25 protein-coding genes are annotated in these 24,306 nt (G+C 66.8%); 17 read left to right on the forward strand and 8 right to left on the reverse strand.

Annotated elements, in window-relative coordinates:
- Positions 1-19: 19 nt before the first annotated feature.
- The 3 genes from ACQUSQ_RS07765 to ACQUSQ_RS07775 all read left to right on the forward strand — a co-directional run bounded on the left by ACQUSQ_RS07765 (position 20) and on the right by ACQUSQ_RS07775 (position 3,442).
- A complete protein-coding gene (locus ACQUSQ_RS07765) occupies positions 20-706 on the forward strand; it encodes a DUF5828 family protein (protein ID WP_435068010.1) in 687 nt (228 codons plus the stop codon).
- 36 nt (positions 707-742) lie between these two features.
- Positions 743-985 carry a ferredoxin gene (locus ACQUSQ_RS07770; protein ID WP_435068012.1) on the forward strand — a complete coding sequence of 81 codons (243 nt, stop codon included), beginning with the start codon at positions 743-745 and terminating at the stop codon, positions 983-985.
- Between the two features lie 66 nt (positions 986-1,051).
- The gene (locus tag ACQUSQ_RS07775) at positions 1,052-3,442 is read left to right on the forward strand and encodes a DEAD/DEAH box helicase (protein ID WP_435068014.1); all 2,391 of its coding nucleotides are present in this window, start codon (positions 1,052-1,054) and stop codon (positions 3,440-3,442) included.
- Here ACQUSQ_RS07775 and ACQUSQ_RS07780 read toward each other — a convergent pair.
- Positions 3,439-3,981, reverse strand: coding sequence for an Sjogren's syndrome/scleroderma autoantigen 1 family protein (locus ACQUSQ_RS07780; protein WP_435068016.1), 543 nt, complete (start codon positions 3,979-3,981; stop codon positions 3,439-3,441). The genes ACQUSQ_RS07775 and ACQUSQ_RS07780 overlap by 4 nt on opposite strands.
- Before the next feature lie 95 nt (positions 3,982-4,076).
- Here ACQUSQ_RS07780 and mdh point away from each other — a divergent pair, with 95 nt between their 5' ends.
- Entirely contained in the window at positions 4,077-4,991 is a 915-nt protein-coding gene (gene mdh, locus ACQUSQ_RS07785; RefSeq protein ID WP_435068018.1) for a malate dehydrogenase, read from the forward strand.
- 9 nt (positions 4,992-5,000) lie between these two features.
- Here mdh and ACQUSQ_RS07790 read toward each other — a convergent pair whose 3' ends face one another.
- Positions 5,001-6,734 carry an excinuclease ABC subunit C gene (locus ACQUSQ_RS07790; RefSeq protein WP_435068020.1) on the reverse strand — a complete coding sequence of 578 codons (1,734 nt, stop codon included), beginning with the start codon at positions 6,732-6,734 and terminating at the stop codon, positions 5,001-5,003.
- Positions 6,735-6,819: 85 nt separating this feature from the next.
- On the opposite strand from ACQUSQ_RS07790, the gene ACQUSQ_RS07795 reads away from it, so the two are divergent.
- From ACQUSQ_RS07795 to ACQUSQ_RS07805, 3 genes are read left to right on the forward strand one after another with little or no spacing between them, the layout of a single operon-like run.
- Entirely contained in the window at positions 6,820-7,086 is a 267-nt protein-coding gene (locus tag ACQUSQ_RS07795; RefSeq protein WP_435068022.1) for a hypothetical protein, read from the forward strand.
- Positions 7,087-7,142: 56 nt separating this feature from the next.
- Positions 7,143-8,057, forward strand: a complete 915-nt coding sequence (locus tag ACQUSQ_RS07800) for an ABC transporter ATP-binding protein (protein ID WP_435068024.1) — start codon at positions 7,143-7,145, stop codon at positions 8,055-8,057.
- Complete coding sequence (locus ACQUSQ_RS07805) at positions 8,054-8,878, forward strand: ABC transporter permease subunit (protein ID WP_435068026.1); 825 nt, start codon at positions 8,054-8,056, stop codon at positions 8,876-8,878. Before ACQUSQ_RS07800 ends, ACQUSQ_RS07805 begins: the two co-directional genes overlap by 4 nt.
- Here the strand turns inward: ACQUSQ_RS07805 and ACQUSQ_RS07810 are convergent.
- Positions 8,873-9,982, reverse strand: a complete 1,110-nt coding sequence (locus ACQUSQ_RS07810) for a pyridoxal-phosphate-dependent aminotransferase family protein (protein ID WP_435068028.1) — start codon at positions 9,980-9,982, stop codon at positions 8,873-8,875. The two genes, ACQUSQ_RS07805 and ACQUSQ_RS07810, sit on opposite strands and share 6 nt — an antisense overlap.
- A gap of 93 nt (positions 9,983-10,075) precedes the next feature.
- On the opposite strand from ACQUSQ_RS07810, the gene ACQUSQ_RS07815 reads away from it, so the two are divergent.
- The 7 genes from ACQUSQ_RS07815 (at position 10,076) to ACQUSQ_RS07845 (ending at position 17,364) form a co-directional block, all read left to right on the forward strand.
- On the forward strand, positions 10,076-11,344 hold the full coding sequence (locus ACQUSQ_RS07815) for an O-acetylhomoserine aminocarboxypropyltransferase/cysteine synthase family protein (protein ID WP_435068029.1): 1,269 nt from the start codon (positions 10,076-10,078) through the stop codon (positions 11,342-11,344).
- On the forward strand, positions 11,341-12,567 hold the full coding sequence (gene metX / locus ACQUSQ_RS07820) for a homoserine O-acetyltransferase MetX (RefSeq protein WP_435068030.1): 1,227 nt from the start codon (positions 11,341-11,343) through the stop codon (positions 12,565-12,567). Before ACQUSQ_RS07815 ends, metX begins: the two co-directional genes overlap by 4 nt.
- Before the next feature lie 205 nt (positions 12,568-12,772).
- Positions 12,773-14,020 carry an ABC transporter substrate-binding protein gene (locus ACQUSQ_RS07825; RefSeq protein WP_435068032.1) on the forward strand — a complete coding sequence of 416 codons (1,248 nt, stop codon included), beginning with the start codon at positions 12,773-12,775 and terminating at the stop codon, positions 14,018-14,020.
- A 55-nt stretch (positions 14,021-14,075) separates the two neighbouring features.
- Positions 14,076-15,017, forward strand: a complete 942-nt coding sequence (locus ACQUSQ_RS07830; protein WP_435068034.1) for a branched-chain amino acid ABC transporter permease — start codon at positions 14,076-14,078, stop codon at positions 15,015-15,017.
- A gap of 6 nt (positions 15,018-15,023) precedes the next feature.
- Positions 15,024-15,887 (forward strand): branched-chain amino acid ABC transporter permease, encoded by an 864-nt coding sequence (locus ACQUSQ_RS07835; RefSeq protein ID WP_435068036.1) that lies wholly within the window; start codon positions 15,024-15,026, stop codon positions 15,885-15,887.
- The gene (locus ACQUSQ_RS07840; protein WP_435068038.1) at positions 15,884-16,648 is read left to right on the forward strand and encodes an ABC transporter ATP-binding protein; all 765 of its coding nucleotides are present in this window, start codon (positions 15,884-15,886) and stop codon (positions 16,646-16,648) included. Before ACQUSQ_RS07835 ends, ACQUSQ_RS07840 begins: the two co-directional genes overlap by 4 nt.
- Positions 16,648-17,364: an ABC transporter ATP-binding protein gene (locus ACQUSQ_RS07845; protein ID WP_435068039.1), complete on the forward strand. Its 717-nt coding sequence runs from the start codon at positions 16,648-16,650 to the stop codon at positions 17,362-17,364. Before ACQUSQ_RS07840 ends, ACQUSQ_RS07845 begins: the two co-directional genes overlap by 1 nt.
- 56 nt (positions 17,365-17,420) lie before the next feature.
- On the opposite strand, the gene ACQUSQ_RS07850 is transcribed toward ACQUSQ_RS07845, so the two are convergent.
- Both ACQUSQ_RS07850 and ACQUSQ_RS07855 read right to left on the reverse strand, forming a co-directional pair.
- A complete protein-coding gene (locus ACQUSQ_RS07850) occupies positions 17,421-17,873 on the reverse strand; it encodes a CBS domain-containing protein (protein ID WP_435068040.1) in 453 nt (150 codons plus the stop codon).
- A 162-nt stretch (positions 17,874-18,035) separates the two neighbouring features.
- Positions 18,036-18,485 carry a CBS domain-containing protein gene (locus tag ACQUSQ_RS07855; protein WP_435068041.1) on the reverse strand — a complete coding sequence of 150 codons (450 nt, stop codon included), beginning with the start codon at positions 18,483-18,485 and terminating at the stop codon, positions 18,036-18,038.
- Positions 18,486-18,688: 203 nt separating this feature from the next.
- On the opposite strand from ACQUSQ_RS07855, the gene ACQUSQ_RS07860 reads away from it, so the two are divergent.
- Positions 18,689-19,984: an O-acetylhomoserine aminocarboxypropyltransferase/cysteine synthase family protein gene (locus ACQUSQ_RS07860; RefSeq protein WP_435068042.1), complete on the forward strand. Its 1,296-nt coding sequence runs from the start codon at positions 18,689-18,691 to the stop codon at positions 19,982-19,984.
- On the opposite strand, the gene serB is transcribed toward ACQUSQ_RS07860, so the two are convergent.
- Positions 19,985-20,626 (reverse strand): phosphoserine phosphatase SerB, encoded by a 642-nt coding sequence (gene serB / locus ACQUSQ_RS07865; protein ID WP_435068044.1) that lies wholly within the window; start codon positions 20,624-20,626, stop codon positions 19,985-19,987. It abuts the gene before it with no gap.
- An 83-nt stretch (positions 20,627-20,709) separates the two neighbouring features.
- On the opposite strand from serB, the gene serA reads away from it, so the two are divergent.
- Positions 20,710-22,296, forward strand: coding sequence for a phosphoglycerate dehydrogenase (serA, locus tag ACQUSQ_RS07870; RefSeq protein WP_435068046.1), 1,587 nt, complete (start codon positions 20,710-20,712; stop codon positions 22,294-22,296).
- A gap of 7 nt (positions 22,297-22,303) precedes the next feature.
- Here the strand turns inward: serA and ACQUSQ_RS07875 are convergent, their stop codons facing one another.
- Positions 22,304-22,597, reverse strand: a complete 294-nt coding sequence (locus tag ACQUSQ_RS07875; RefSeq protein ID WP_435068048.1) for a hypothetical protein — start codon at positions 22,595-22,597, stop codon at positions 22,304-22,306.
- Positions 22,598-22,686: 89 nt separating this feature from the next.
- On the opposite strand from ACQUSQ_RS07875, the gene ACQUSQ_RS07880 reads away from it, so the two are divergent.
- On the forward strand, positions 22,687-22,989 hold the full coding sequence (locus ACQUSQ_RS07880; RefSeq protein ID WP_435068050.1) for a hypothetical protein: 303 nt from the start codon (positions 22,687-22,689) through the stop codon (positions 22,987-22,989).
- Positions 22,990-23,022: 33 nt separating this feature from the next.
- Here the strand turns inward: ACQUSQ_RS07880 and thrC are convergent, their stop codons facing one another.
- Positions 23,023-24,282 (reverse strand): threonine synthase, encoded by a 1,260-nt coding sequence (gene thrC, locus ACQUSQ_RS07885; RefSeq protein ID WP_435068051.1) that lies wholly within the window; start codon positions 24,280-24,282, stop codon positions 23,023-23,025.
- Between the last annotated feature and the right edge of the window lie 24 nt (positions 24,283-24,306).

A 24,306-nucleotide genomic window follows, 5' to 3' on the forward strand; every position in this document is an offset into this window, starting at 1 on the left:
CGTGAGCAGTCGATAAGCGATGGAAGAGAGCGTATCCGGCTTCAAACACCGGGGCACGTGGCCAGAAATCGTCGAACATGGCGAACGAATCACGGCCGCGCTTCGCGAGGCCGGGGCCGAAGGTGAGGCGTTCGAGGAGTGGAACGAGTGGCGCCCCAAGTCCCACGAGCGCCTGAGCGAAGACGTCAGCGAGAAGACTGCCGAACAGGCAAGTGTCGGCGAGGGCGAGGGGGAGAAAGCCGGCAAGAACCCGGACGAGGACCTCCGGACGGCTGGTGAGAAACTCTCCGAGTCGTACAAGCACGTCGAGGACGGCGACAACGAGGGCGCAGTCGCCAACTGGCAGGACTCGCTCAACTACGTCGCCCGCGCCGCCGACTCCGCGGGGCGGAAGGCGCTGCGCGCCGTCGAGGGCACCGTCTATCGGAAGGTGATGACCCAACTCGCGCCGTACTACTTCGACAACGAACTCGTGAGCGCGAACGTCCAGAAGACGACCCGAGGCGGCGACGGCGACCAGTTCATCTTCGAGGTGAACGTCAACGACGACGAACTGAAGGAGGCGGTGAGCGAGCATCTCGCGGACTACGAGAGCGCGGTCGACCGCTGGCACGTCGACACCGAGAAGGAGACGGAGGTGGCCGAAGTCGTCGAGGGTGTCGAGCCACCGTCGCGCGACGAGGAATCGAAGTCCACGACCAACTAGCGCCACACCTTTCTCGCCGCCGCGTCAACGGCCAGTATGCACATCGAATACGACCGCGACACCTGTATCGGGATGTTCCAGTGTGTCGAAGAGTGGGCGGCGTTCGAGGAGAACCGCACCGACGGGAAGGCCGACTTGGCCGACGCCGAGGAGACGGACCCGGACCTGTTCGTGCGGGAAGTGCCCGAGGACGCCGAACTGGACGCGGAGTTCGCGGCCCGGACCTGCCCGGTCGACGCCATCCGCCTCTACGACGACGACGGCGACCAAGTCGTCTGAGCGGACGCGCTATACTTTCACCGTGGTTCGCCAACCCTTAACCACGACGACGACCAACGTCGCCTGATGGCGGCCACCGAGGACGAGGACGCGTACGTCGACCACCCGCTGCTCGAACCCGGCTTCATCGAGCGGCGTCGCTACCAACTCGAACTCGCGAGCGACGCGCGCGACACGCACACGCTGGTCTGTCTCCCGACCGGGCTGGGCAAGACGACGGTGAGCCTGCTCGTGACCGCCGACAGACTCACCGAGGTTGGCGGGACAGCGCTCTTTCTCGCGCCGACGAAACCGCTCGTCCAGCAGCACGCGACGTTCTACCGCGAGGCGCTTTCGATACCCGACGACGAGATTACGGTGTTCACGGGCGAGGTGCGCCCGGACGACCGGGCGGCGCTGTGGGAGGAGAGCCAAATCGTCATCGCCACGCCGCAGGTCGTCGAGAACGACCTCATCGGCGGGCGCATCTCGCTCGCCGACGTGACGCATCTGACCTTCGACGAGTGTCACCGCGCGACCGGCGACTACGCCTACGTCTACATCGCGGAGCGCTACCACGCCGACGCCACGGACCCGCTGGTGACGGGCATGAGCGCCTCGCCCGGCGGCGACGAGGAGGCGATTCTGACGGTGTGTGAGAACCTCGGCCTGCAGGAGGTGGCAGTGATGACCGAGGAGGACGCCGACGTGGCCGAGTACACCCACGACACCGAGGTGGAGTGGGAGCGGGTCACCCTCCCGGACGCTGTCATCGACATCCGCGACGCGCTCAACGACGTGATTACGGAGCGCTTGGAGAAACTGAAAGAACTCGGCGTGACGAACACGACGAGTCCGGACCTCTCCCAGCGCGACCTGAACCAGATGCGCGGGGAGTTACAGAGCCTCATCGACGCCGACCAGTCGGAGGGCTACGAGGGGATGTCGATACACGCGGAGGTGATGAAACTCCGGCGGGCCGTCGAACTCGCGGAGACGCAGTCGGTCGAGTCGCTCCGGCGGTACTTCGAGCGCCAGCGCAACGCCGCCCAATCCTCCGGAGCGTCGAAGGCGAGTCAGCGACTGGTCGCCGAACCGAAGGTTCGGGAGGCGATGCGGGCCGCAGAGTCGTTCGACGACCTACACCCCAAGTTCCGGCAGACGCGGGTGTTGCTGGCCCAGACCCTCGGCATCGGCGGGGGCGAACGTGTCATCGTCTTCACCGAGTCCCGCGACACGGCGGAAGCCCTCACCGACTTCCTGAGCGAGAGCTTCGACGTCCGGCGGTTCGTCGGGCAGGGCGACAAGGAGGGCTCGGACGGCATGACCCAGACCCAACAGGGCGAGACGCTCGACGCCTTCCGCGCGGGCGAGTTCGAGGTACTGGTCTCCACCTCCGTCGCGGAGGAGGGGCTGGACGTGCCCGAAGTCGACTTGGTCCTCTTTTACGAACCCGTCCCGACGGCGATTCGGTCCATCCAGCGGAAGGGCCGGACCGGCCGGCAGGACGAGGGGCGGGTCGTCGTGTTGATGGCCGAAGACACGCGCGACGAGGCGTTTTTCTGGATTTCGCGGCGGCGCGAGCAGGAGATGGAGGACGAACTCGCGTCGCTGAAAAGCGCGGCCGACGAGATGGTAGACGAACTCGACGACTCCCAGACGGCGCTCGATGCGTTCGACGAGGAGGACGAGGAGACAGACGAGGCGCCGGAACTGGAGGAGTTCGGGACGGCGGCAGACGAGGCAGACGGCGATGATACCGCCGACGCCGACGACCCAGAGGGCGTCGTCGCCACCCCGGAGACGGACGACGACTCGGTCGAACTCGTCGTCGACCAGCGAGAACTCGATTCGACCATCGCCCGCGACCTCTCGACGCGAGACGGCGTCGAAACGCGGCTGGAGACGCTCGCGGTGGGCGACTACGTGCTTTCGGACCGAGTGGCCGTCGAGCGGAAGTCGGTCGCCGACTTCCTCGACACCCTCACTGGCGGCGACCGCTCGCTGTTCGACCAAGTGGGCGACCTCTCGCGACACTACGCCCGCCCGGTCGTCGTGCTGGAGGGCGAGGGCCTCTACGAGGAGCGCAACGTCCACCCCGACGCCATCCGCGGTGCGCTGGCGTCGCTCTCGGTCGATTTCGGCGTGAGCGTCCTGCAGACGGCGGACGAGGCCGGCACCGCCGACCTGCTCGCGGTCATCGCCAAGCGAGAGCAGACGAGCCGCGACCGGTCGGTGAGCGTCCACGGCGAGAAGAGCGCGAAGACGCTGGCCGAACAGCAGGAGTACGTCGTCGGCTCCATCGCGGACATCGGCCCGGTGACCGCCCGGTCGCTACTCGACCACTTCGGGAGCGTCGAAGGCGTGATGACGGCGCGAGAAGACGATTTACTCGACGTCGACGGCGTGGGCGACGTCACCGCCGACAAGATTCGGACCGTCGTCGGGAGCGACTACACGGGCGCGGGCGACGACTAATCGAGCGCCGAGAGCGTCTCCGCCGCCTCGCGCGCGGCGGCGAGCAGTTCCTTCGCGCGCCGGGGGTCGTCCGTCTCCTCGGCGGCCCGCGTGTATTTCACGAGCGTCCGCGAGAGCGACGCCCGCGCAGTCGAGCGAGGGTCGTCGCCCTCGGCGGACGTGCGCCGGGTCGGGGCGGTCCCGTTCTCAGCCGGCGTCACGTCGCCAGTCGGTCGAGAGCGGGACGTGTCGGGCGTCGCCGGGGTTGGCGCGTCGGCGGTTTCGGCCGTCGTCTCCGCCTCGGCCGGCTGTCGCTCGGCGTCGGCGACCTGCTCGGCGTCGGCCGTCTGGTCCCCGTTCGCCGCCTGACACGTCGGGCAGAACGTCTGGCCATCGTGTCGAAAGAGGGGGTCGCCACAGGTGTCGCAGTGGCTGTTGGTCATCGTCGCCCCCTTCAAGAGCAGTTCGCTCATGCGCTGGGTGGCCGCTCGCTCCTCCTGATTCTCTTCGTACTTCTCCCGGAGTCGCTCGCGCTCGGCCTCCTCGTCGAACCCGCTCATGGGTCGAAAAAGGCGATGGACGTCGAAAAACCCCGCGACTCGAAGTCCCCCGTTCCGAAGCGTTTAATCGGAATCCGGTGCCACCGGTAGACGATATGACGAAAGTGAGCGTCATCGGCGCAGCGGGGACAGTCGGGGCCGCGGCGGGCTACAACGTCGCGCTCCGCGACATCGCGGACGAAGTCGTCTTCGTCGACATCCCGGACATGGAGTCAGAGACGGTGGGGGAGGCCGCCGACACGAATCACGGCATCGCCTACGACTCGAACACGGTCGTCCGACAGGGCGGGTACGAGGACACGGAAGGGTCCGACGTGGTCGTCATCACGGCGGGTATCCCCCGAAAGCCCGGCCAGACGCGACTCGACCTCGCGGGCGACAACGCACCCATCATGGAGGACATCGGCTCGTCGCTCGCCGAGTACAACGACGACTTCGTGTCCATCACCACCTCGAACCCGGTCGACCTCCTGAATCGCCACCTCTACGAGACGGGTGACCGCGACCGGCACTCAGTCATCGGGTTCGGTGGCCGGCTCGACTCCGCGCGCTTCCGCTACGTCCTCTCCGAGCGGTTCGACGCCCCGGTGCAGAACGTCGAGGCGACGATTCTGGGCGAACACGGCGACGCACAGGTGCCCGCGTTCTCCAAGGTCCGAGTCGACGGCCGCGACCCCGAGTTCTCGGCGGACGAACGCGAGGAGATTCTCGGCAACCTGCAGGAGTCCGCGATGGACGTCATCGAGCGCAAGGGCGCGACCCAGTGGGGTCCGGCGACCGGCGTCGGCCACATGGTCGAGGCCGTCCTCCGCGACACGGGCGAAGTCCTGCCGGGGAGTGTCGTCCTCGACGGCGAGTACGGCTACGAGGACACCGCCTTCGGCGTGCCGGTCAAACTCGGGTCGAACGGCGTCGAGGAAGTGGTCGAGTGGGACCTCGACGACTACGAGACGGACCTGATGGACGACGCCGCGGAGAAACTCCGCGACCAGTACGACGAAATCGCCTGAATAACCGTATTACAGCCGTCTCGCGAGGGCTTCGGCGGTTTTCTCGCCGACGCCCTCGACGTCGAGGAGGTCCGCGCGTGACGCTCCGCGGACGTTCTCGACGCTCCCGAAGCGCCGGAGGAGTCGCCGCCGGGTTTCGGGGCCGATGCCGTCGACGTCGTCGAGCGCCGTCGACACTTCGTCGCGAACGCTCCCGTGATACTGGACGGCGAAGCGATGGGCCTCGTCGCGGACGCGCTGGAGGAGATGGAGGTGGGGCGCGTCGTCGGGCCAGTCGTGGACGCCGTCGGGCGTGACGACGCGTTCCTCGGCCTTCGCGAGGGCGACGGCGGGCACGTCCCACCCCGTCTCGCTGAGTGCGTCCCGGGCCGCGGCGAGTTGGCCGTCGCCGCCGTCGATGAGGAGGAGGTCCGGGTCGGGTCGGTCGTCCCGTCCCTCGACGGCGCGGGCGGCCCGCCAGCGCACGAGTTCGCGCATGTTCGCGTAGTCGTCGTTGCGCTCGGTGAGTTTCTTCCGCCGATAGGCGGCGGTTTCGGCGCTCCCGTCGACGAAACAGACGTTGCTGCCGACGACGTCCGTGCCGCCGGTGTGGCTCACGTCGAAGCCCTCGATGCGGTCGACGCCGTCGAGTCCGAGGGCGTCGGCGAGGCGCGCGCTCGCGGCGTCGTCGCCGGTCCGCCGGCGGGCGTTTTTCAGCGCGAGGTCGACGAGTTTCGCCTCGCGGCCGGCGCCGGGCACCCGGACGGCGACGCCCTCGGCCTCCAGCCACGCCAGTACGTCGGGGTCGTCGGGGCGCTCGGAACACAACAGGGCGTCGGGGAGGTCACGGTCGGCGTAATATTGGGGAATGAACGCGGCGAGGAGGGCGCCGACCCGACCCTCGCCGTCGGGGGCGTCGAGGCGGTGCCGGGAGCGGTCGACGAGTTGCCCGCGTTCGCTGTGGAGGCGGGCGACGGTCGCCCGGTCGCCCTCGACGGCGGCGCCGAGGACGTCGACGGTCCGCTCGTCGGCAGGCGCCGAGACGGCGTCGCCGCCGGCCCCGTGGAAGGATTCGACGGCGTCGAGTTGGTCCCGAAGGTTGGCGGCACGCTCGAACGACTGGTCTTGGGCGGCGGCCTCCATCTCCCGGCGGAGCGGGTCGGCGAGGACGCCCGTCTCACCCTCGAAAAACCGGGTGGCGGCGCGGACGTCCTCGGCGTAGGCGTCGAGGTCGATTTCCCCGGTGCAGGGCGCGCTACACAGGCCCATCTCGTAGTCGAGACAGGGTCGGTCCCGGCCCCGATACTTGTGGTCGGAACAGCCACGGAGACCGTACGTCTCGCGAAGCGCCTTCACCACCGTCTCGACGCGGCCCTTGTCGGTGAAGGGACCGAAGACAGTCGCTCCCTCGTCGGGGTCGCGGGTTATCTCGATTCGGGGCGCCGGATGGTCGGTGAGTTGGACCAGCGGGTAGGATTTGTCGTCCTTGAGTCGGACGTTGTACCGCGGCTGGTGGCGCTTGATGAGGTTGGCTTCGAGCAGGAGCGCCTGCGTCTCGGTGTCGGTGACGGCGACATCGATGCGGTCGGCGCGGTCGACCATCCGCCGGATGCGGTCGCTCCGCGGGTCGGCGTAGGAGCGCACGCGGTCACGAAGGTCGACCGCCTTGCCGACGTAGCGGACGCTCTCGTCCTCGTAGAACAGGTACACGCCCGGGTCGCGGGGTAACTCCGCGGCCCGCGACCGAACCGCCGTCGCGTCCATCGAATCGAGCTAGCCGGCGAAGCCCAATGAGCCTGACGCGTCGCGATGGCACCAGAGTTACCCGCCGTGGCACCGAGAGTCGCATATGGCCGAGACGGAGCGTCTGTGGCTGGTCGAGCGGACCTACGACGACAAGGGACTCATCTCGCTCGTGTACGCGACGACGGACGGGGAGTGGGCGCGGCAAAGCGAGCGCGCACCCATCGCCGTCGAGCGTTCTGGCGGCGTGACGGCGGCAGTCGACGTGGAGCGAACGGAACTCACGACGGTCGACGACGACGACCGACGCGAGCGGTACGCGACGGAGGCGACGCGGATGGCCGAGCGCCACGACCCCGACGAGCGGGTGTGACTCCGACAGTGTAAGATACCTAAACCCTTTAACGGGGACTGGTACAAGGGATTGGCATGGCCGCAATCGAACTCGACGGCGTGACCAAGCGGTTCGGTGACGTCACTGCCGTCTCCGACCTCGACCTCACGGTCCCCGAGGGAGAGGTGTTCGGCTTCCTCGGCCCGAACGGCGCGGGGAAGTCGACGACCATCAACATGTTGCTCGATTTCGTCCGCCCGACAGCCGGCGAGGTCCGCGTCCTCGGACTGGACGCGGAGCGCGAGAGCGTCGCGGTGCGCCGGCGGACGGGCGTCCTCCCCGAGGGGTACGACGTGTACCACCGCCTCACGGGGCGGAAACACATCGAATTCGCCATGCGCTCGAAGGAAGTCGACGGCGACGTCGACGCGGTGTTGGAGCGTGTCGGCATCGCCGACGCCGCCGACCGGAAGGCCGGCGGCTACTCCAAGGGGATGCGCCAGCGCCTGACCCTCGGGATGGCCCTCGTCGGCGAACCGGACCTGCTGATTCTGGACGAGCCCTCCTCCGGTCTCGACCCCGGCGGCGCTCGCGAGATGCGCGACATCGTCCGGACGGAGGCGGACCGCGGCGCGACCGTCTTCTTCTCTAGTCACGTCCTCGGACAGGTCGAGTCCGTGTGTGACCGGGTCGGCATCATGCGCGAGGGCGAACTCGTCGCCGAGGACAGCATCGAAGGACTCCGCGACGCGGTGGGCGAGGGGGCGACGCTCGTGATTACGGTCGACGCCGCGAGCGAGGACGACCTCGATGCGGTACGAGCCCTCGACGGCGTGACCAACGCCACCACCGACGGCGGGACGGTGACGGTTACCTGCAACCCGGACGCGAAGACGACGGTCATCGGCGCGCTCGAAGACGCGGGCGTGACGGTCAAGGACTTCCAGACGGAGGAGACGTCGCTCGAAGACCTGTTTCTCGCCTACACGGAAGGGGAGGTGTCGGCATGACGTGGACCGCCGTCGCCCGAAAGGACTTCGAGGACGCCATCCGCTCGCGGTGGGTCGCCGGCCTGTCGGCCCTGTTCATCCTGCTGGTGTCGGTGGCGGCCTACCTGACCCGCCCAGCGCCGGGACAGACCATCAGCTCGAATCAGATTCTCAACTCGCTGGTCATCCGTGACGCCTTGGTGACGACGCTGGTGCCGTTGCTTGCGCTGGTCGTCGCCTACAACGCCGTCGTCGGCGAGCGCGAATCGGGGTCGCTGAAGCTCCTGCTCTCGCTCCCGCACTCGCGCGCTGACGTGGTGTTCGGGAAGGTCATCGGCCGGTCGGGCGCCATCGCCGTCCCCATCTGTGTCGGCTTCCTCCTCCCGGCGCTCATCTTCCTCGTCGCTCCGCCGGTGACCTTCGACGCCGCCTCGTATCTCGGCTACACGGCGCTGACGGCGATACTGGGCGTGGTCTTCGTGGCCATCGCCGTCGGGTTCTCGACCGCCGCGTCGTCGAGTCGGCGGGCAGTCGCGGGCGCCATCGGCACCTACTTCCTGTTCGTTCCGCTGTGGGGTGCGGTTCGGCTCCCGCTCCAACTCTATCTGGGCATGGGCGGCGCGCCGTCGTGGCTGCCGTTGACGGGCCAGCAAGTGCTGCGGATGCTCCGACTGGTCAACCCCACCGGGTCGTTCAAAATCGTCTCGAACGCCTTCCTGCAGGGCGCACTCTACACGCAGGGGAACGTGAGCATGCAGGTGTCGGCGACGCTCATGCTGTTGGTGTGGATTCTTGTTCCCCCGCTTCTGGGACTGCTGTGGTTCCAAGAGGCGGACCTATAGGTCCGCCACGTCCTCGATGGCGTCGGTCAGGGCACGAATGCTCTCGACGGTGTGTTCGCCCATGTGGCCGATGCGGAACGTCTCCTCGCTAATCGACCCGTAGCCGTTCGAGAAGACCATATCGTACCGCTCGGAGACGGCGTCGATGGTTTCGGCGACGTCGATGCCCTGCGTGTTCTGGATGCAACTCACGGTCTGTGACTCGTAGCCGGCCTCGGGGTAGAGGTCGAAATGCTCGCGGGCCCACTCGCGGGTGTATTCGGCCATCTCACGGTGGCGACGGTCACGCGCCGTGTGGCCCTCGTCGAGCATGTGTTTCATCTGCGTGCGGTAGGCGAGCATGATGGGGATGGCGGGCGTCGAGTGGGTCTGGCCCTTCCGGTCGTAGTAGTCGAGGGCGCGCTGGAAGCCGCCGTACCACGACGCCGAGTCGGATTCGAGTTCGCGCTGGTAGGCGTCGTCGCTGACGACACAGACGGCGAGGCCGGGGGGCATGGCGAAGGCCTTCTGGGTCGACGCGAAGATGACGTCGATGCCGTGGGCGTCGATATCGACGCTGTCGCCGCCGAGCGCGGAGACGGCGTCGACGACGAAGTAGGTGTCCGGGTACTCGGCGACGACGTCGCCGATGGCCTCGATGGGGTTGCGGACGCCGGTCGAACTCTCGTTCATGACGCAGGCGACGACGTCGTAGTCGGTGTCGCTCGTCTCCAGCGTCTCGCGGATATCTTCGGGCTTGACCGCCTCGCCCCACTCGTATTCGAGTCGGTCGACGGATTTCCCGAGACGCTCGGCGACGTTGGCATGGCGCTCGCTGAAACTCCCGCAGGTGGCGACGAGGATGTTCTCGTCGACGAGGTTGAGCGTCGACGCCTCCCAGAACTCCGTGCCGGAGGCGGTGAGAATCATGACGTCGTTGTCGGTGCCGAGGAAGGTCTTGGTGTCCTCGACGATGGTGGTGTAGAGGTCCGTCATGCGGTCCATCCGGTGACCGAACATGGGCTGGGCCATCGACTCGATGACGTCGTCGCGCACCTCGGTCGGGCCGGGGATGTACAGGGTCTTGTCGGGGTAGTCGCCCGTGTATTCGCGCTCGGTCGTCATGTGGGGGAAGGAGGGGGGCGAATCGGCAAGGCGTTTGTGATGCCGGCGCGTAACTACCGGTTATAAGTTCTTAGAGAAATATGCACCATACACATGACCGATGGCTTTCACACCCGGAGCCTCCACGCTGGGCAGGAACCCGACCCTGCGACGGGTGCACGCGCGCCGCCAATCTATCAGACCACCTCGTACGTCTTCGACGACGCCGAGGACGCCGCCGAGCGCTTCCGTCTCGACGTCGAGGACAACATCTACTCGCGGTTCTCGAACCCGACGATTCGGACCCTCGAACGCCGACTGGCGTCGCTGTCGGGCGGAACCGACGCGGTAGCCACGGCGTCGGGGATGGCCGCACTCGACGCGGGGACGAGTATGCTCGCCGCCGCCGGCGACAACGTCGTCGCCTCCGCAGACATGTACGGCGGGACGAGCACCTACTTCTCGAAGATGGCGTCGCGCCGGGGCATCGAGTTCCGGACGGTCGATACGCTCGACTACGACGCCTACGCCGACGCCATCGACGACGACACTGCGTTCGTCCACGTCGAATCCATCGCCAACCCGTCGCTGATGACGCCCGACTTCGAGCGACTGGCCGACATCGCCCACGACCACGCAGTACCGCTGGTCGTCGACAACACCTTCGCGACGCCCTATCTCTGTCGCCCCATCGAACACGGCGCCGACGCCGTCTGGGAGTCGACGACGAAGTGGATTCACGGGTCGGGGACGACACTCGGTGGCGTCTTCGTCGACGGAGGCACCTTCCCGTGGGACCACCCCGACGCGGACTACCCCGAACTCGCCGGCGAAAACCCGGCCTACGGCTTCGACTTCACCGAGCGCTTCGGTGACCGAGCGCTCGCGGCCGCCGTCCGCTACCGGTCGCTCCGGAGCCTCGGCAGCGCGCAGTCGCCGTTCGACGCGTGGGTAACCCTGCAGGGGCTGGAGACCCTGCCGCTGCGGATGGACCGCCACTGCGAGAACGCGGAGACGGTGGCGGCGTTTCTGGACGACCACCCCGCGGTCGGCTGGGTGAACTACCCCGGGCTGGAGTCACACGAGACTCACGACGCGGCGAGTAAGTACCTCGACGGCGGCTACGGCGGCATGGTTACCTTCGGACTCGCCGACGGCTACGAGGCCGCGAAAGAGTTGTGTGAGACGGTAGAACTGGCGAGTTTCCTCGCCAACATCGGCGACGCGAAGACGCTCGTCATCCACCCCGCTTCGACCACGCACTCGCAGTTGACCGAGGCGGAACAGCGCGCCGCCGGCGTCACGCCCGACATGGTTCGGCTCTCGGTCGGGTTGGAGGACGCCGAGGACATCGTCGCGGACTTGGAACGGGGGCTTCGATGACGTCGGTCGAGAGCGGCACCCGGAGCCTCGGCGAGTTCACTTTCGAGTGCGGGGAGTCCATCGACGACTTGGAAATCGCCTACGAGGCCTACGGCGACTTCGAGGCACATCCCGACGGCGGGAGCAACGCCGTCCTCGTCTGTCACGCCCTCACCGGGAGCCAGAACGTGGCGAGCGAGGGAGTCGCGGGCACGTCCGGACAGGCGCGAGCGTGGTGGAACGACATCGTCGGCGCGGGGAAGGCCATCGACACCACCGAGTACTACGTCGTCTGTGCGAACGTCCCCGGCTCCTGTTACGGGTCGTCGGGGCCGCCGGCGGAGAATCCCGCCACCGGGGAGCCGTGGGGGACGGATTTCCCGCCGGTGACGGTCGGTGACTGGACGCGCGCCCAGCGACGCCTCCTCGACGAACTCGGGGTCGGGCGCCTGCACGCCGTCGTCGGCGGGAGCGCGGGCGGGATGAACGCCCTCGACTGGGCGGTGCAGTACCCCGACGACGTGGCACGAATCGTCCCCGTCGCGGCGGCGGCCCGCCTCGACGCGCAGTGTCTCGCGCTCGATGCCGTCGCCCGGCGGGCCATCACGAGCGACGACGACTGGCAGGGCGGGGCGTACTACGACTCCGAGCCACCGACCGACGGCCTCGCGCTCGCCCGGCAGATAGGGCACGTGATGTACCTCTCGAAGACGTCGATGCAGGAGCGGTTCGGACGCCGCGCGGCGGGACGGGACGCCGTGCGCTCGTTCCCCGCCGACCGCACCGCGAGTTACTTCCCGTACCGCGAGGTGGAGTCCTACCTCGACTACCAGTCGGAGAAGTTCGTCGACCGCTTCGACCCCAACTCGTATCTGTATCTCACGCGGGCAATGGACGACTACGACCTCAGCGAGGGGTACGAGAGCGACGCGGACGCGCTGGCGGCCTACGAGGGCGAAGCGCTCATTATGTCCTTTACCGGCGACTGGCACTTCACGGTCGCCCAGTCGGAGTCGGTGGCCGAGGCGTGTCGGACAGCAGGGGTTCCCGTCGCCCACCACGTCGTCGAATCGGACCACGGCCACGACGCCTTCCTCGTCGAACCGGAGAAGGTCGGCCCGCCGCTCCGGGACTTCTTGGACGTGGGACTGGAGGGACGCGCGATTCACGATACGGCTGAGGACGACGAGACGACGGAGACGAACGACTTCGCGCCGGTTCACAACTCGCTTTTCAGCGGCTGAGTCGGCCCGCACCACACTGCGCGCGCCAAGTCCCCACGGCCGACCACCGGGTCCTGTCACCGTATGGCGAATCCACCAGAGAGTGATATATCCACAATGACATAACTAATGACCAACTTTATTTTTCTAAAAGCGAATGATAATAGGTATCATGCGCCACTATCACAATTATTAATGGAGGTGAGATGTAGGAGTTTGGACCGAAATGTCCGATAGACCTGTTCGACGGCGTCAGTTCGTCAAGGCAGCGGGTACAGCAGGAATCGTTGGCCTCGCCGGCTGTTCCGGCGGTGGCGGCGGGAGCGGTGGCGGCGGGAGCGGCGACTCGATTCTCGTCGGAACCCTCGCTCCGTTCAGTCAGGGGCTCGGCTGGATTGGTCCGAACGCCGCGCGCGGACGCGATGTCGCACTCGCCGACATCAACGACGCCGGCCTCCTCGGGAAGGAAGTGGAGACCAACGAGCAGGACACGGAGACGACCCCACAGGCGGCGATTTCGGGGTTCAACACGCTCGACGAGGCTGGCGTGGTGGCCATGCTCGGCCCGTCGAGCAGCGTGATGCCGAACCTCTTCCAACCGATTCGTGACGCGGGGCTGCCGACGCTTTCCGTCTCCGCGGGGACGACACAGATGGACGACGTGGGCGGACCCGACGAGTACCTGTGGCGAACGGTGCCGAGCGACGCCATCGCCGGGCGCGCACAGGGACAGTACGCGCTCACGAACGACTACAACACGATGGCGGTCACGTACAAGGACGACAAGGGGTCACAGAGCTTCTCGACGGCCGTCGCCGACTACTTCACCTCGCAGGGCGGCGAGCAGGTGGCCGACGTGGCACTCGGAATCAACGCCGACTCCTACCGAAGCGAGATTCAGGAAATCGCCGACGCTGACCCGGATGTCATCTCCATGACGGCCGGGACGGAGGTGTCGGCCCTGTTCATGCGCAACTATCTGGAGGCCGGGCTGGACATCCCGATTTTCATCGGCAACGACGTGGTCACGGCGGACTTCATCGAGCGCATGGGCGCCGATGCGATGGCGGAGGCCCCCATCTTCGGGCAGGCGCCGGCACCCGGTCCGTCGTACGAATCGTTCGCGGAGCGCCATCAGGAGATGCACGGGCAGGCACCCGGCACGTTCACCGCGGCCGGATACGACGCGATGAATCTCATCGCACTCGCCGCCCATCGGGGCGGCGAAGCGACCCGTGAGACCATCGCGGACAACATCAACCCGGTCGCACGCCCCGAGGGAACCGAGGTGACGACGTTCTCCGAGGGCAAGGAGGAACTCGAGGCCGGCAACGAAATCAACTACCAAGGCGCCTCGAACCCGCAGGACTTCGACGAGAACGGCGACCCAGTCGGGCCGTTCTCCGTCCTCGAAGTCGAGGGCGGCGAGTGGACCGAGGTGACGACGTTCCCGGCCGAAGAGCTCACCGCCTAAGACGGTCCCCTCCGACCGTCTTTCAGAATATCAAACGGACACAATACACCAGATTATGGCATTCGTAGACCTCCTGTTGGTCGTCGGCATCATCGCTGGCATCTACTCGCTGTTGGCGATTGGCATGAACATGCACTGGGGCGACACCGGCCTGTTGAACTTCGCACACGCGGCTTTCTTCGCGGTCGGCGCGTACACGTCCGCCATCCTCACGACGCCGCCCGCCACTGGCGATTTGGCGACGCGGGTCGTCGGGTTCAACTTCCCCATCGTCGCGGGTGTGGTCGCCGGTACCGTCCTTGCAGGACTCACCGGGCTCCTCATCGCCGTGACGAGTGTCCGCTTAGAGGGCGATTACCTGGCGATGGTGACCCTGAGTTCCGCGGAGCTCATCCGGTTGCTAATCCACAACGAAGCGTGGCTGACGACCGGCGCACAGACCCTGAAGAACATCCCACGACCACTCGATGGCGTGGTTCCGGTCAGCTACGACCTCTTCTACCTCGTCCTCGTGTGGGCCATCGTCGGCGTGTGTTACCTGCTGTTCACGCGGCTCTCACACAGCCCGTTCGGGCGGGTGCTGCACGCCATCCGCGAGAACGATGACGTCCCGCTCGCGCTCGGGAAGAACATCACCGTCTTCAAGCTGAAATCGTTCGGTATCGGCGCCGCAGTCGCCGGCCTCGCGGGCGGGCTCTGGGCCCACTACGTCTACGCCATCTCGTCGGTCATGTTCCTGCCCAGCATCACGTTCCTGATTTGGGCAGCAGTCATCATCGGCGGGGCGGGAAGCTACGGTGGGGCGATACTGGGCGCGAGCGTCATCGTGTTCCTCCGTCAGATTACGCGGTTCATCCCCGGTGAGGTGCCGTTCGGAGACCAGCTCGCGTACATCCGCCTCATGGTCGTGGGCGCAGTGTTGATTCTCGTCCTCTACTACCGGCCGGAGGGACTGCTCGGTGACGCTGAACGACTACAGGCCGGTACTTCGGAGTGATTACTGATGGTACTCGACCCACAACTCATCTGGAACGGACTGGTCGTCGGAAGCATCATCGCCGTCTCGGCGCTCGGACTGACGCTCATCTTCGGCATCCTCAACTTCATCAACATCGCGTACGGCGACTACATGGCCGCCGGCGCGTACGTCGCCTGGGCGGTCAACGCACAGGTCGGACTTCCGCTCGGGGTGGCTATCGTCATCGGCGTCCTCACCATGTCGGTCGGGTCGGTCGTGCTGGACAAACTCGTGTTCCAGCATTTCCGCACCCGGAGCCCCATCACGCTCCTCATCGTCTCCATCGGCCTGGCCTTCATCCTCCGGAACCTCATCCGTGCAATCTGGGGGCCGAGCGGCCACTTCTACGAACTTCCGATGGAGGCCAATCCGTCGTTCTTGGGCGTCAGGTTCAGCATCGAGCAGGTGGCGATTATGGTGGTGAGTCTGCTGTTGCTGCTCGGCGTGTACGTCCTGCTTCGACGGACTCGCATCGGCATCGCGATGCGAGCAGCGTCCGACGACCGGATGCTCTCGCGCATCCGCGGTGTCGATACCGAAAAACTCGTGCTGTACGTCTGGCTCATCGGCGGCGCCATCGCCGGACTGGGCGGCATCATGCTCGGCCTCGATGCGCAGCTTCGGCCGAACATGGGCTTTACCGCGCTCATCCCAATCTTCGCGGCGGTCATCTTGGGCGGTATCGGTGACCCCAAAGGCGCCGTCGCCGGCGGATACACCATCGGCGTCGCACAGGAAGTGAGCGTGGCCGTCATCCCGTCCGAATACAAGTTCGGTGTCGGACTTCTAGCACTTATCGTCGGCCTGCTCACGCGTCCGGACGGCCTGTTCGGGGAGGCAACACGATGACACTTCTGGAAGCCCGCAACCTCCGGAAGACGTTCGGCGGTATCGTCGCCGTCGACGACGTCTCCTTCGAGGTCGACCGCCGAGAGATTGTCGGCGTTATCGGCCCGAACGGGGCCGGGAAATCCACCACGTTCAAGCTGCTGACCGGGTTCCACCAGCCCGACGAGGGAACGGTGGAGTTCGACGGCGAGGAGGTGACGAACCTCGAACCCAACGAGCGCGCCCAGCGCGGCATGGTCCGAACCTTCCAGATAGCTCAGGAGCTCACCGGCATGCAGGTGATGGAAAACATGTTGCTCGCATCGCAGAACCATCCCGGTGAGAAAGTGCTCGCCGCGGCGGCCAACACCGGCAGCGTCCGCAGCCACGAGCAAGCGGCTCGTGACCGAGCCGAGGAGCTGTTGAAGTTCCTCGAACTCTGGGACCTGCGCGACGAGTACGCGGGGAACCTCTCGGGCGGCCAGCGGAAGCTGCTGGAGCTGGGTCGAGCGTTGATGGCGGAGCCGGACCTCCTACTGCTCGACGAGCCGATGGCCGGGGTGAACCCCGACCTTACCGACCGGCTCCTCCAGCGCATCATGGACCTGCGCGACGAACGCGATATGACGTTCCTCGTCGTGGAACACGACATCGAAGCGATTATGCGAATATCCGACACGGTCATCGGAATGCACGACGGCAAGGTGCTCTCGAAAGGGACACCGGAAGAAGTCCAGTCGGACGAACGGATGCTCGAAGCGTATCTCGGAGGTGACATCTGATGTTGCTCGAACTGGAAGACGTCGTCAGCGGCTACGGTGACGCGATTATCGTCCACGGCGTCGACATGGGCGTCGCCGACGGCGAGATGGTCACGGTCATCGGCCCGAACGGGGCCGGCAAGTCCACGCTCCTGAAGACCATCGTCGGCGTCGTTCAGGCTCGCGAGGGCACGATTACGTTCGACGGCGACGACATCGCCGGCAAACCCCCGGAGGAAGTCGTCGAACACGGCATCTGTTACGTCCGGCAGAACGACAACATCTTCCCGAACCTCTCGGTCATGGAAAACCTGAAGATGGGGGCGTGGCCGGCCGAGGGCGAGGACTGGTTCGACTTCGACGAACGCCTCGAAGACGTGTTCGAGCAGTTCCCGATTCTCGAAGATCGCGTCGACCAGCGGGCCGGCGCTCTCAGCGGCGGCCAACAGCAGATGGTCGCGATGGGCACCGCGATGATTCTCGACCCGGACCTGCTCGTCCTCGACGAACCGTCGGCGGGCTTGGCCCCGCAGCTCGTCGAGGAGGTGTTCGAGAAAATCGTCGACATCAACGACGCCGGAACGACCGTGCTGATGGTCGAGCAGAACGCTCGAGCAGCGCTCAAGCGCTCCGACCGCGGCATCGTCCTCGATATGGGAGAAAACCGGTTCGAAGGCACCGGCGAAGAACTACTCGACAGCGAGGAAGTGGCCGAACTCTACCTCGGAACTGACTGATACGGCCGAAGTAGTCGTCACCTCAGGGTGACGACTCTCCCGGCCGACGGCTGGCGTCAGTCGCTGGTGACCGAGACACCGGCCGCGGCGTCGGCGGCCGGCGCCGGCGCGTCCCGCACCGTGTCGAACGGGGAGTCGGCGAAATGCATCGCCACCGACTGGGTCGAGACGATGCCCCAGTAGGCGTCTTCCGTATCATCGACGACGAGGGCGCGGTCGGCGTCCTGTCGGGCCATCCGGTCGGCGACGGTCGAGAGCGACGTCTGAGGCGACGCCGTCACCGGCGGGGCGGACATGATTTCGCTGACCGACACCGACTCAGTCGTCTCGGCGACCATCGCCACGAAGTCGGACTCGGTGACGACGCCTTCGACGCCGTCGTCCTCGACAACGAGGATGGAGACGTCGGAGTCACGGAGCGTTCGAGCGGCGGTAGTCGCCGACGCGTCGGGCGAAACGGTGCGACCGTAGCCGGTGAGCGCCATCTCGACTGCGAGAGATTGCATCATATCACCATCGATGGGAGCCATCCATTTTAATCTCTGTATGTACGTGTGGTAGTACCCTTACCGACCTAATATGAGAACTGAAATCATGATACAGAGAGAAGGGTGGACACGGGGGAGGGTGTCGTCCCTCGCGCCACGAGAGTCGACGCGGAGCGACCGGAGTCAGTCGCCGGCGGCCTGCACCGCGCCATCCGCGGAGGCGTCGATTCGTGTGGGCGTCCCGTTCCACGACACCTCGATGGTGTCGTCGGCGAGATGCGGGTCGACCGAGCGCGTCGAAACGAAGCCCCAGTAGGTGTCGTCGTCGACGATGAGAACCTGTTTGACGCCGTGAGTCCGCATCTTCTCGACGACCGTCGCGAGCGACGTGGTCGGCGACACCGCCACCGGCGGGTCGGACATGAGTTCGGCGACCGGCACCGGGTCGCTCGTCTCGGCCACCATCGCCACGAAATCCGATTCGGTGACCACGCCCTCGACGCCGTCGTCCTCGACGACGAGGAGCGGTACGTCCGGGTCGCGAAGTTTCTGTGCCGCCTCGGCCGCGGGTGTCGTGGGCGTCACCGTCTGACCGTACCCCGTCAGCGCCGTCTCGACTCTCGTATCGAACATCGTGAGAGCATCTCAGTCGTCGGAGGTACTTAATTCTCTGTATGTATGTCTTGCCTATCCTAATATTACTAGTCATACAACTAGTGAAATTCAGAATAGATTGAAGAATTGGATATATTTTCGCTTAGTGGACTACAATACGCCAATATCTGTATCGGAGCGCGCCCGGCGGTTTTAGGGCGGCGGCGGTGGAAGGGGTGGCTATGGCAGACGACAACGACGACCACGGATTCCACACGCGAAGCCTCCACGCGGGACAGGAGCCGGACCCATCGACGGGTGCGCGCGCGCCGCCAATCTATCAAACTACCTCGTACGTCTTCGACGACGCCGAGGATGCCGCGGGGCAGTTCGCTCTGGAGAAGGAGGGCCACATCTACTCGCGGCTGATGAACCCCACCGTCGGCATGTTGCAGGAGCGACTGGCCGCCCTCGAAGGTGGTGTCGGCGCCGCCGCAACGGCATCGGGAATGGCGTCGCTCGACCTCGCGACTTTCTTGCTCGCGGAGGCGGGCGACAACATCGTCAGCGCGTCGGCGCTCTACGGCGGCACGTACACCTACCTCACGCACTCGGTGGAGCGCCGCGGCATCACGACCCGCTTCGTCGACACGCTGGACTACGACGCCTACGCCGACGCCATCGACGACGACACCGCGTACGTCCACCTCGAAACCATCGGCAACCCGGCGCTCGTCACGCCCGACATCGAGCGCATCGCCGACATCGCTCACGACCACGGCGTCCCCCTGTTCGTCGACAACACCTTCGCCACGCCCTACCTCTGTCGCCCGCTCGAACACGGCGCGGACCTCGTCTGGAACTCGACGACGAAGTGGCTCCACGGCGCGGGGTCGACTGTCGGCGGGATTCTCGTCGACGGCGGCACCTTCCCGTGGGGCGAGTACGCGGAGGACTACCCCGAGATAGCGGCGGACAACCCCGCCTACCACGGCATCAACTTCCACGAGACGTTCGCGCCCGCGGGCTTTACCTACGCCGCCATCGCCCGCGGCCTGCGTGACCTCGGCAACACGCAGTCGCCGTTCGACGCGTGGGTCACCCTCCAGAAACTGGAGTCGTTCCCGATGCGGATGGAGCGCCACTGCGAGAACGCGATGGCCGTCGCGGAGTTCTTAGAGGACCACCCCGAGGTTAGCTGGGTGAACTACCCCGGGCTGGAATCACACGAGACTCACGACGCGGCGAGTGAGTATCTCGACGGCGGCTACGGCGGCATGATAACCTTCGGCCTCAGCGAGGGGTACGAGGCGGCGAAGACGACGGTCAACAGCGTCGAACTCGCCTCGCTGCTGGCGAACGTCGGCGACGCGAAGACGCTCGTCATCCACCCCGCCTCGACCACGCACCAGCAGTTGACCGAGGAAGAACAGCAGGCCGCCGGCGTCACCCCCGACATGGTCCGGCTCTCGGTCGGGCTGGAGGACGTCGAGGATATCATCGCTGACCTCGAACAGGCCATCGACGCCGCGACCTGACTACAACTGCCCGCGGTCTACGAACACGTCGGCGAGGCCGTCCATCGACGCCACCACGACGTCACAGGCCGGGCGCACGGCGGGTTTGGGGAGGAAGCCGACGGACAGCCCCGCCACCTCCAGCATGGGCAGGTCGTTCGCGCCGTCGCCGACGGCGACGGTCCGTTCGAGCGGGACGCCGACGTCAGCCGCCAGCGACTCCAGCGCCTCGTCTTTCGTCCCCTCGATGAGCGGGCCGTCGACCGTCCCCGTGAGTCGCCCGTCCGTCGCCGGGAGGCGATTGGCGACGATGGTGTCGACGTAGTCGCTCGCGCCCGCCCGCTCCAACGCCGCCTCGACGCCGCGCTCGAATCCGCCGGTGAGGATGGCGACGTGGTGGCCGGCGTCGTGCAGGCGTTCGAGCAGGTCCGCGGCGCCCGCGCGCAGACGGACCTGTGCGAAGGCGTCGTCGGCGTCGGTGAGCGCGAGGCCGTCGAGGAGGCCGGCGCGCTCGCGCAGGCTCTCGGCGTAGCCAATCTCGTCGTTCATCGCCCGCTCGGTCACCTCGGCCATCCGGTCGGCGACGCCACGCTGCTCGCCGAGGAGGACCGTCATTTCGGAGTCGGAGAGCGTCCCATCGAAGTCGAAGGCGACGAGTCGCATACAGAGAGGTTGCCGGCTGAGGGTTTGAATCTCCCGCCGCGGCCTTGGAAACCCTTAACAGCCGTCCGACGGTCGATTCGAGTATGAAGGTACTCGTCACGGACCCCATCGCGGACGCGGGACTGGACCGCCTTCGGACGGCGGGCCACGAAGTCGAGACGGCCTACGACGTCGAGGGCGCGGCGCTGCTGGAGGCCGTCGCAGACGCCAACGCGCTGGTCGTGCGGTCCGGGACGGACGTGACCGAAGCCGTGTTCGAGGCGGCGCCGAACCTCGTCATCGTCGGCCGAGCGGGCATCGGCGTCGACAACATCGACATCGACGCCGCCACCGACCACGGCGTCATCGTCGCCAACGCCCCGGAGGGGAACGTCCGGGCGGCGGCGGAACACACCGTCGCGATGGCGTTCGCGACGGCGCGCTCCATCCCGCAGGCCCACGCCCGCCTCCGAAGCGGCGAGTGGGCGAAAGGCGACTATCTCGGCACCGAACTCAACGCCAAGACGCTCGGCGTCGTCGGGCTGGGCCGGGTCGGGCAGGAGGTGGCGAAACGTCTCGGCTCGCTCGGGATGGACCTCGTCGCCTACGACCCCTACATCGGGCAGGAGCGGGCCGAACAGCTCGGCGCCGAACTCGTCGACTTCGAAACGTGTCTGGCCAGCGCCGACTTCCTGACGGTCCACACCCCACTCACCCCGGAGACGGAGGGGATGATAGCCGGCGACGAACTCGAACTGATGGGCGGGGGCTATCTCGTCAACTGCGCGCGCGGGGGCGTCGTCGACGAGGCGGCGCTCGCCGAGGCCGTCGCGGACGGCACCCTCGACGGCGCCGCCGTCGACGTGTTCGCAGACGAACCCGTCGACCCCGACAACCCGCTGCTGTCGGTCGACGACATCGTCGTCACGCCGCATCTCGGTGCCGCGACGGAGGCGGCACAGGAACACGTCGCCACGAGCATCGCCGACCAAATCGTCGCGGCGTTCGCGGACGAACCCGTCGCGAACGCGCTCAACGCACCCTCCATCGACGAGAGCGCGTTCCCCCGCGTCAGCCCCTATATCGACCTCGCGGAGACGGCGGGGAAGGTAGCCGCCCAGATGTTCGACGGCCGGATTTCGGAGGTCCGGGTACGCTACGAGGGCGACATCGCCGACGAGGACGTCGAGTTCGTCACCGCGAGCGGTCTCAAAGGCGTGTTCGAGCCGCTGGAGTGGCAGGTGAACGCGGTCAACGCGCCGAACATAGCCGAGGAGCGGGGTATCGAAGTGACCGAGGAGAAGACGCGCCAGAGCGAGGACTTCCAGAGTCTAGTTACCGTCACCGTCGGCGACGGCACCGACTCGGTCGGCGTCTGTGGCACGCTCTTTACCGGCGACGACCCCCGAATCGTCCGCATCGACGGCTACCGCGTCGACGCCGTCCCCCACGGGCAGATGCTCGTCGTCCGCAACTACGACCGGCCGGGCGTTCTCGGCCTGATTGGGACGGTTCTCGGCGACAACGACGTCAACATCGCGGGGATGTTCAACGGCCGCGAAACGCTCGGCGGCGAGGCGATGACGGTGTACAACCTCGACTCGCCGGTGCCGGACGACGCCGCCGAGACGATTCGGGCCGACGAGCGCATCATCGACGTGAAACAGATTACGCTCGGCGACGACGAGTGACGAGGCGCTACGCGCCGAAGAAGCGAGCGATGCGAGCGACCAGACCGGCGTCGGCGGGCGTGTCCGTCTCCGTCTGGGGCGCTACCTCACCCTCGCACTCGTCCAGTAACCGCTCGTAGCGCTCGACGATGCGCTCGTTCTCGCGACGCTGTTCCTCGACGGCCGCGCGAAGCGCCTCGTTCTCGCGCTCCAGTTCGGCGATTCGAGTCTGTGGGTCGGTGTCGCGGGCGGGGCCGCTGCCGGTTGCGGACCCGTCGCGGCCGCTACTGACGGTACCGGTCGGGAATCCAGTGGGCGCCATGTGTGAGACGTGTTGCCACACACGCAAAAAGCCACGTCAGACGGCCGTCGGACGAAACGTATAGGGGCGCACACCGTCGACTGGCCTCTATGAGCGACGAGTTCGAGACGACAGTTCGGGCAGCGTTCACCGACCGCTTCGACGCCGACGACGAGACGGCGGCCGCCGCCGCCGAGAAGGCCGCGGCGTTCCGCGAGGAGGTCGCGGAGGACCTGACCGCCGAGGAACTGCTCGATGCCGTCGCGGCGGCCGACGACTACGACGGCTTCGCCCACCGCTACGACCTCGCCATCGGCGAACTGGCGGCCGCGGACGAGGACTGCACCGACTCGCGACCCTACCGTCTCGCCGGCTTCGACGACTTGGCCGCCGACCCCGACATCGGCGCCTGAGCGGCGAGCGAGGCCGGCGCCCCGATGACGTGCCTACTCCGCGAGGTGGTCGAGGATGGCCTCGGTGTCGTTGGGCACGTCCTCCGGCTTGTTGCCCGCCGCAAAGGCCGCGTCGGGGTCTTTGAGCAAGTGACCGGTCGTGAGACAGACCACCTGTTCGTCCTCGTCGACGACGCCCTGTTCGCGGAGTTTTCGGAGGCCAGCGATAGAGGTGGCGGAGGCGGGTTCGACGCCCACGCCCTCGCTCGCGAGCGCTCGTTGGGCGTCGGTAATCGCCTCGTCGGTGACGGAGACGGCGGTGCCGCCCGTCTCCCGAATCCCCGGCAGCGCCTTCGGCGCGTTCACCGGGTTGCCGATGCGGATGGCGGTGGCGATGGTTTCGACGTCGGGCCAGCGACGCACCTCGTCGTTGCCCTCCTCGATTGCCTCGACCATCGGCGCCGCGCCCTCGGCCTGTACGCCCGTCAGTTTCGGCACGTCGTCGACGTCCAGCGCACCGCTCTGGACGAGTTCTCGGAAGCACTTGTAGAGCGCCGACGTGTTGCCCGCGTTGCCCACGGGGAGGATGATTCGGTCCGGGTAGGTTCCGTGGTCGGCGTGGAACTCCTCCAAGATTTCGAGGCCGATTGTCTTCTGCCCCTCCAGACGGAACGGGTTGAGCGAGTTGAGGAGATACACCTCGCCGCGGGCCGCGAGGTCCTGCACGATATCGAGGCAGTCGTCGAAGTTGCCGTCGACTTCGAGGATGCGGGCGTCGTGAAGCGCCGCCTGCGCTATCTTGCCGGCGGCGACTTTGCCCGAGGGGAGCAAGACGAGCGTCGGCATCCCGCCGCGGGCGCCGTAGGCCGCGAGCGCGGCGCTCGTGTTCCCCGTCGACGCGCAGGCGAGGCGCCCGACGCCGAGTTCCTTGGCGACGCGGACGCCGACGGTCATGCCGCGGTCCTTGAAACTCCCCGTCGGATTCATCCCCTCGTGTTTGACGCGGAGACGCTCGACGCCAATCTCCTCTTCGAGACGGGGGACGTGATGGAGGGGCGTGTCGCCCTCGGGGAGCGAGACGCCCATCTCGAAGGGGAGCGCGGCGGCGTAGCGCCAGACGCCGCGACCCTCGAAGTCGTCGAAGGTCGGCGGGTCGGCGTAGCGGACTTCGAGGAGGCCGTCGCAGTCGTCACAGGTGTATCGAATCGCCGAGAAGGGGGCGAAGGTCTCCCCACACTCGATACACTCGAGCCAGACGCCGTCGTCGGCGACGGTCGGTGCCTCGGGAGTGGCTGCCGTCAGGTCGAGACTCATTGGCGGAGTGACGGACTGGGGCGT

Origin of the sequence: Haloplanus sp. C73, from assembly GCF_051195115.1 — an archaeon.
GTDB lineage: Archaea > Halobacteriota > Halobacteria > Halobacteriales > Haloferacaceae > Haloplanus.

Coding starts and splice junctions, on each gene's coding strand:
- ACQUSQ_RS07840 (WP_435068038.1), top strand. CDS start 15,884: ATGACACTTCTGGAAGCCCGCAACCTCCGGAAGACGTTCGGCGGTATC.
- ACQUSQ_RS07825 (WP_435068032.1), top strand. CDS start 12,773: ATGTCCGATAGACCTGTTCGACGGCGTCAGTTCGTCAAGGCAGCGGGT.
- serA (WP_435068046.1), top strand. CDS start 20,710: ATGAAGGTACTCGTCACGGACCCCATCGCGGACGCGGGACTGGACCGC.
- ACQUSQ_RS07860 (WP_435068042.1), top strand. CDS start 18,689: ATGGCAGACGACAACGACGACCACGGATTCCACACGCGAAGCCTCCAC.
- ACQUSQ_RS07800 (WP_435068024.1), top strand. CDS start 7,143: ATGGCCGCAATCGAACTCGACGGCGTGACCAAGCGGTTCGGTGACGTC.
- ACQUSQ_RS07780 (WP_435068016.1), bottom strand. CDS start 3,981: ATGAGCGGGTTCGACGAGGAGGCCGAGCGCGAGCGACTCCGGGAGAAG.
- ACQUSQ_RS07765 (WP_435068010.1), top strand. CDS start 20: ATGGAAGAGAGCGTATCCGGCTTCAAACACCGGGGCACGTGGCCAGAA.
- ACQUSQ_RS07810 (WP_435068028.1), bottom strand. CDS start 9,982: ATGACGACCGAGCGCGAATACACGGGCGACTACCCCGACAAGACCCTG.
- ACQUSQ_RS07845 (WP_435068039.1), top strand. CDS start 16,648: ATGTTGCTCGAACTGGAAGACGTCGTCAGCGGCTACGGTGACGCGATT.
- thrC (WP_435068051.1), bottom strand. CDS start 24,282: ATGAGTCTCGACCTGACGGCAGCCACTCCCGAGGCACCGACCGTCGCC.
- ACQUSQ_RS07835 (WP_435068036.1), top strand. CDS start 15,024: ATGGTACTCGACCCACAACTCATCTGGAACGGACTGGTCGTCGGAAGC.
- ACQUSQ_RS07770 (WP_435068012.1), top strand. CDS start 743: ATGCACATCGAATACGACCGCGACACCTGTATCGGGATGTTCCAGTGT.
- ACQUSQ_RS07875 (WP_435068048.1), bottom strand. CDS start 22,597: ATGGCGCCCACTGGATTCCCGACCGGTACCGTCAGTAGCGGCCGCGAC.
- ACQUSQ_RS07855 (WP_435068041.1), bottom strand. CDS start 18,485: ATGTTCGATACGAGAGTCGAGACGGCGCTGACGGGGTACGGTCAGACG.
- ACQUSQ_RS07880 (WP_435068050.1), top strand. CDS start 22,687: ATGAGCGACGAGTTCGAGACGACAGTTCGGGCAGCGTTCACCGACCGC.
- ACQUSQ_RS07815 (WP_435068029.1), top strand. CDS start 10,076: ATGACCGATGGCTTTCACACCCGGAGCCTCCACGCTGGGCAGGAACCC.
- ACQUSQ_RS07850 (WP_435068040.1), bottom strand. CDS start 17,873: ATGATGCAATCTCTCGCAGTCGAGATGGCGCTCACCGGCTACGGTCGC.
- mdh (WP_435068018.1), top strand. CDS start 4,077: ATGACGAAAGTGAGCGTCATCGGCGCAGCGGGGACAGTCGGGGCCGCG.
- ACQUSQ_RS07830 (WP_435068034.1), top strand. CDS start 14,076: ATGGCATTCGTAGACCTCCTGTTGGTCGTCGGCATCATCGCTGGCATC.
- ACQUSQ_RS07775 (WP_435068014.1), top strand. CDS start 1,052: ATGGCGGCCACCGAGGACGAGGACGCGTACGTCGACCACCCGCTGCTC.
- metX (WP_435068030.1), top strand. CDS start 11,341: ATGACGTCGGTCGAGAGCGGCACCCGGAGCCTCGGCGAGTTCACTTTC.
- ACQUSQ_RS07790 (WP_435068020.1), bottom strand. CDS start 6,734: ATGGACGCGACGGCGGTTCGGTCGCGGGCCGCGGAGTTACCCCGCGAC.
- ACQUSQ_RS07805 (WP_435068026.1), top strand. CDS start 8,054: ATGACGTGGACCGCCGTCGCCCGAAAGGACTTCGAGGACGCCATCCGC.
- ACQUSQ_RS07795 (WP_435068022.1), top strand. CDS start 6,820: ATGGCCGAGACGGAGCGTCTGTGGCTGGTCGAGCGGACCTACGACGAC.
- serB (WP_435068044.1), bottom strand. CDS start 20,626: ATGCGACTCGTCGCCTTCGACTTCGATGGGACGCTCTCCGACTCCGAA.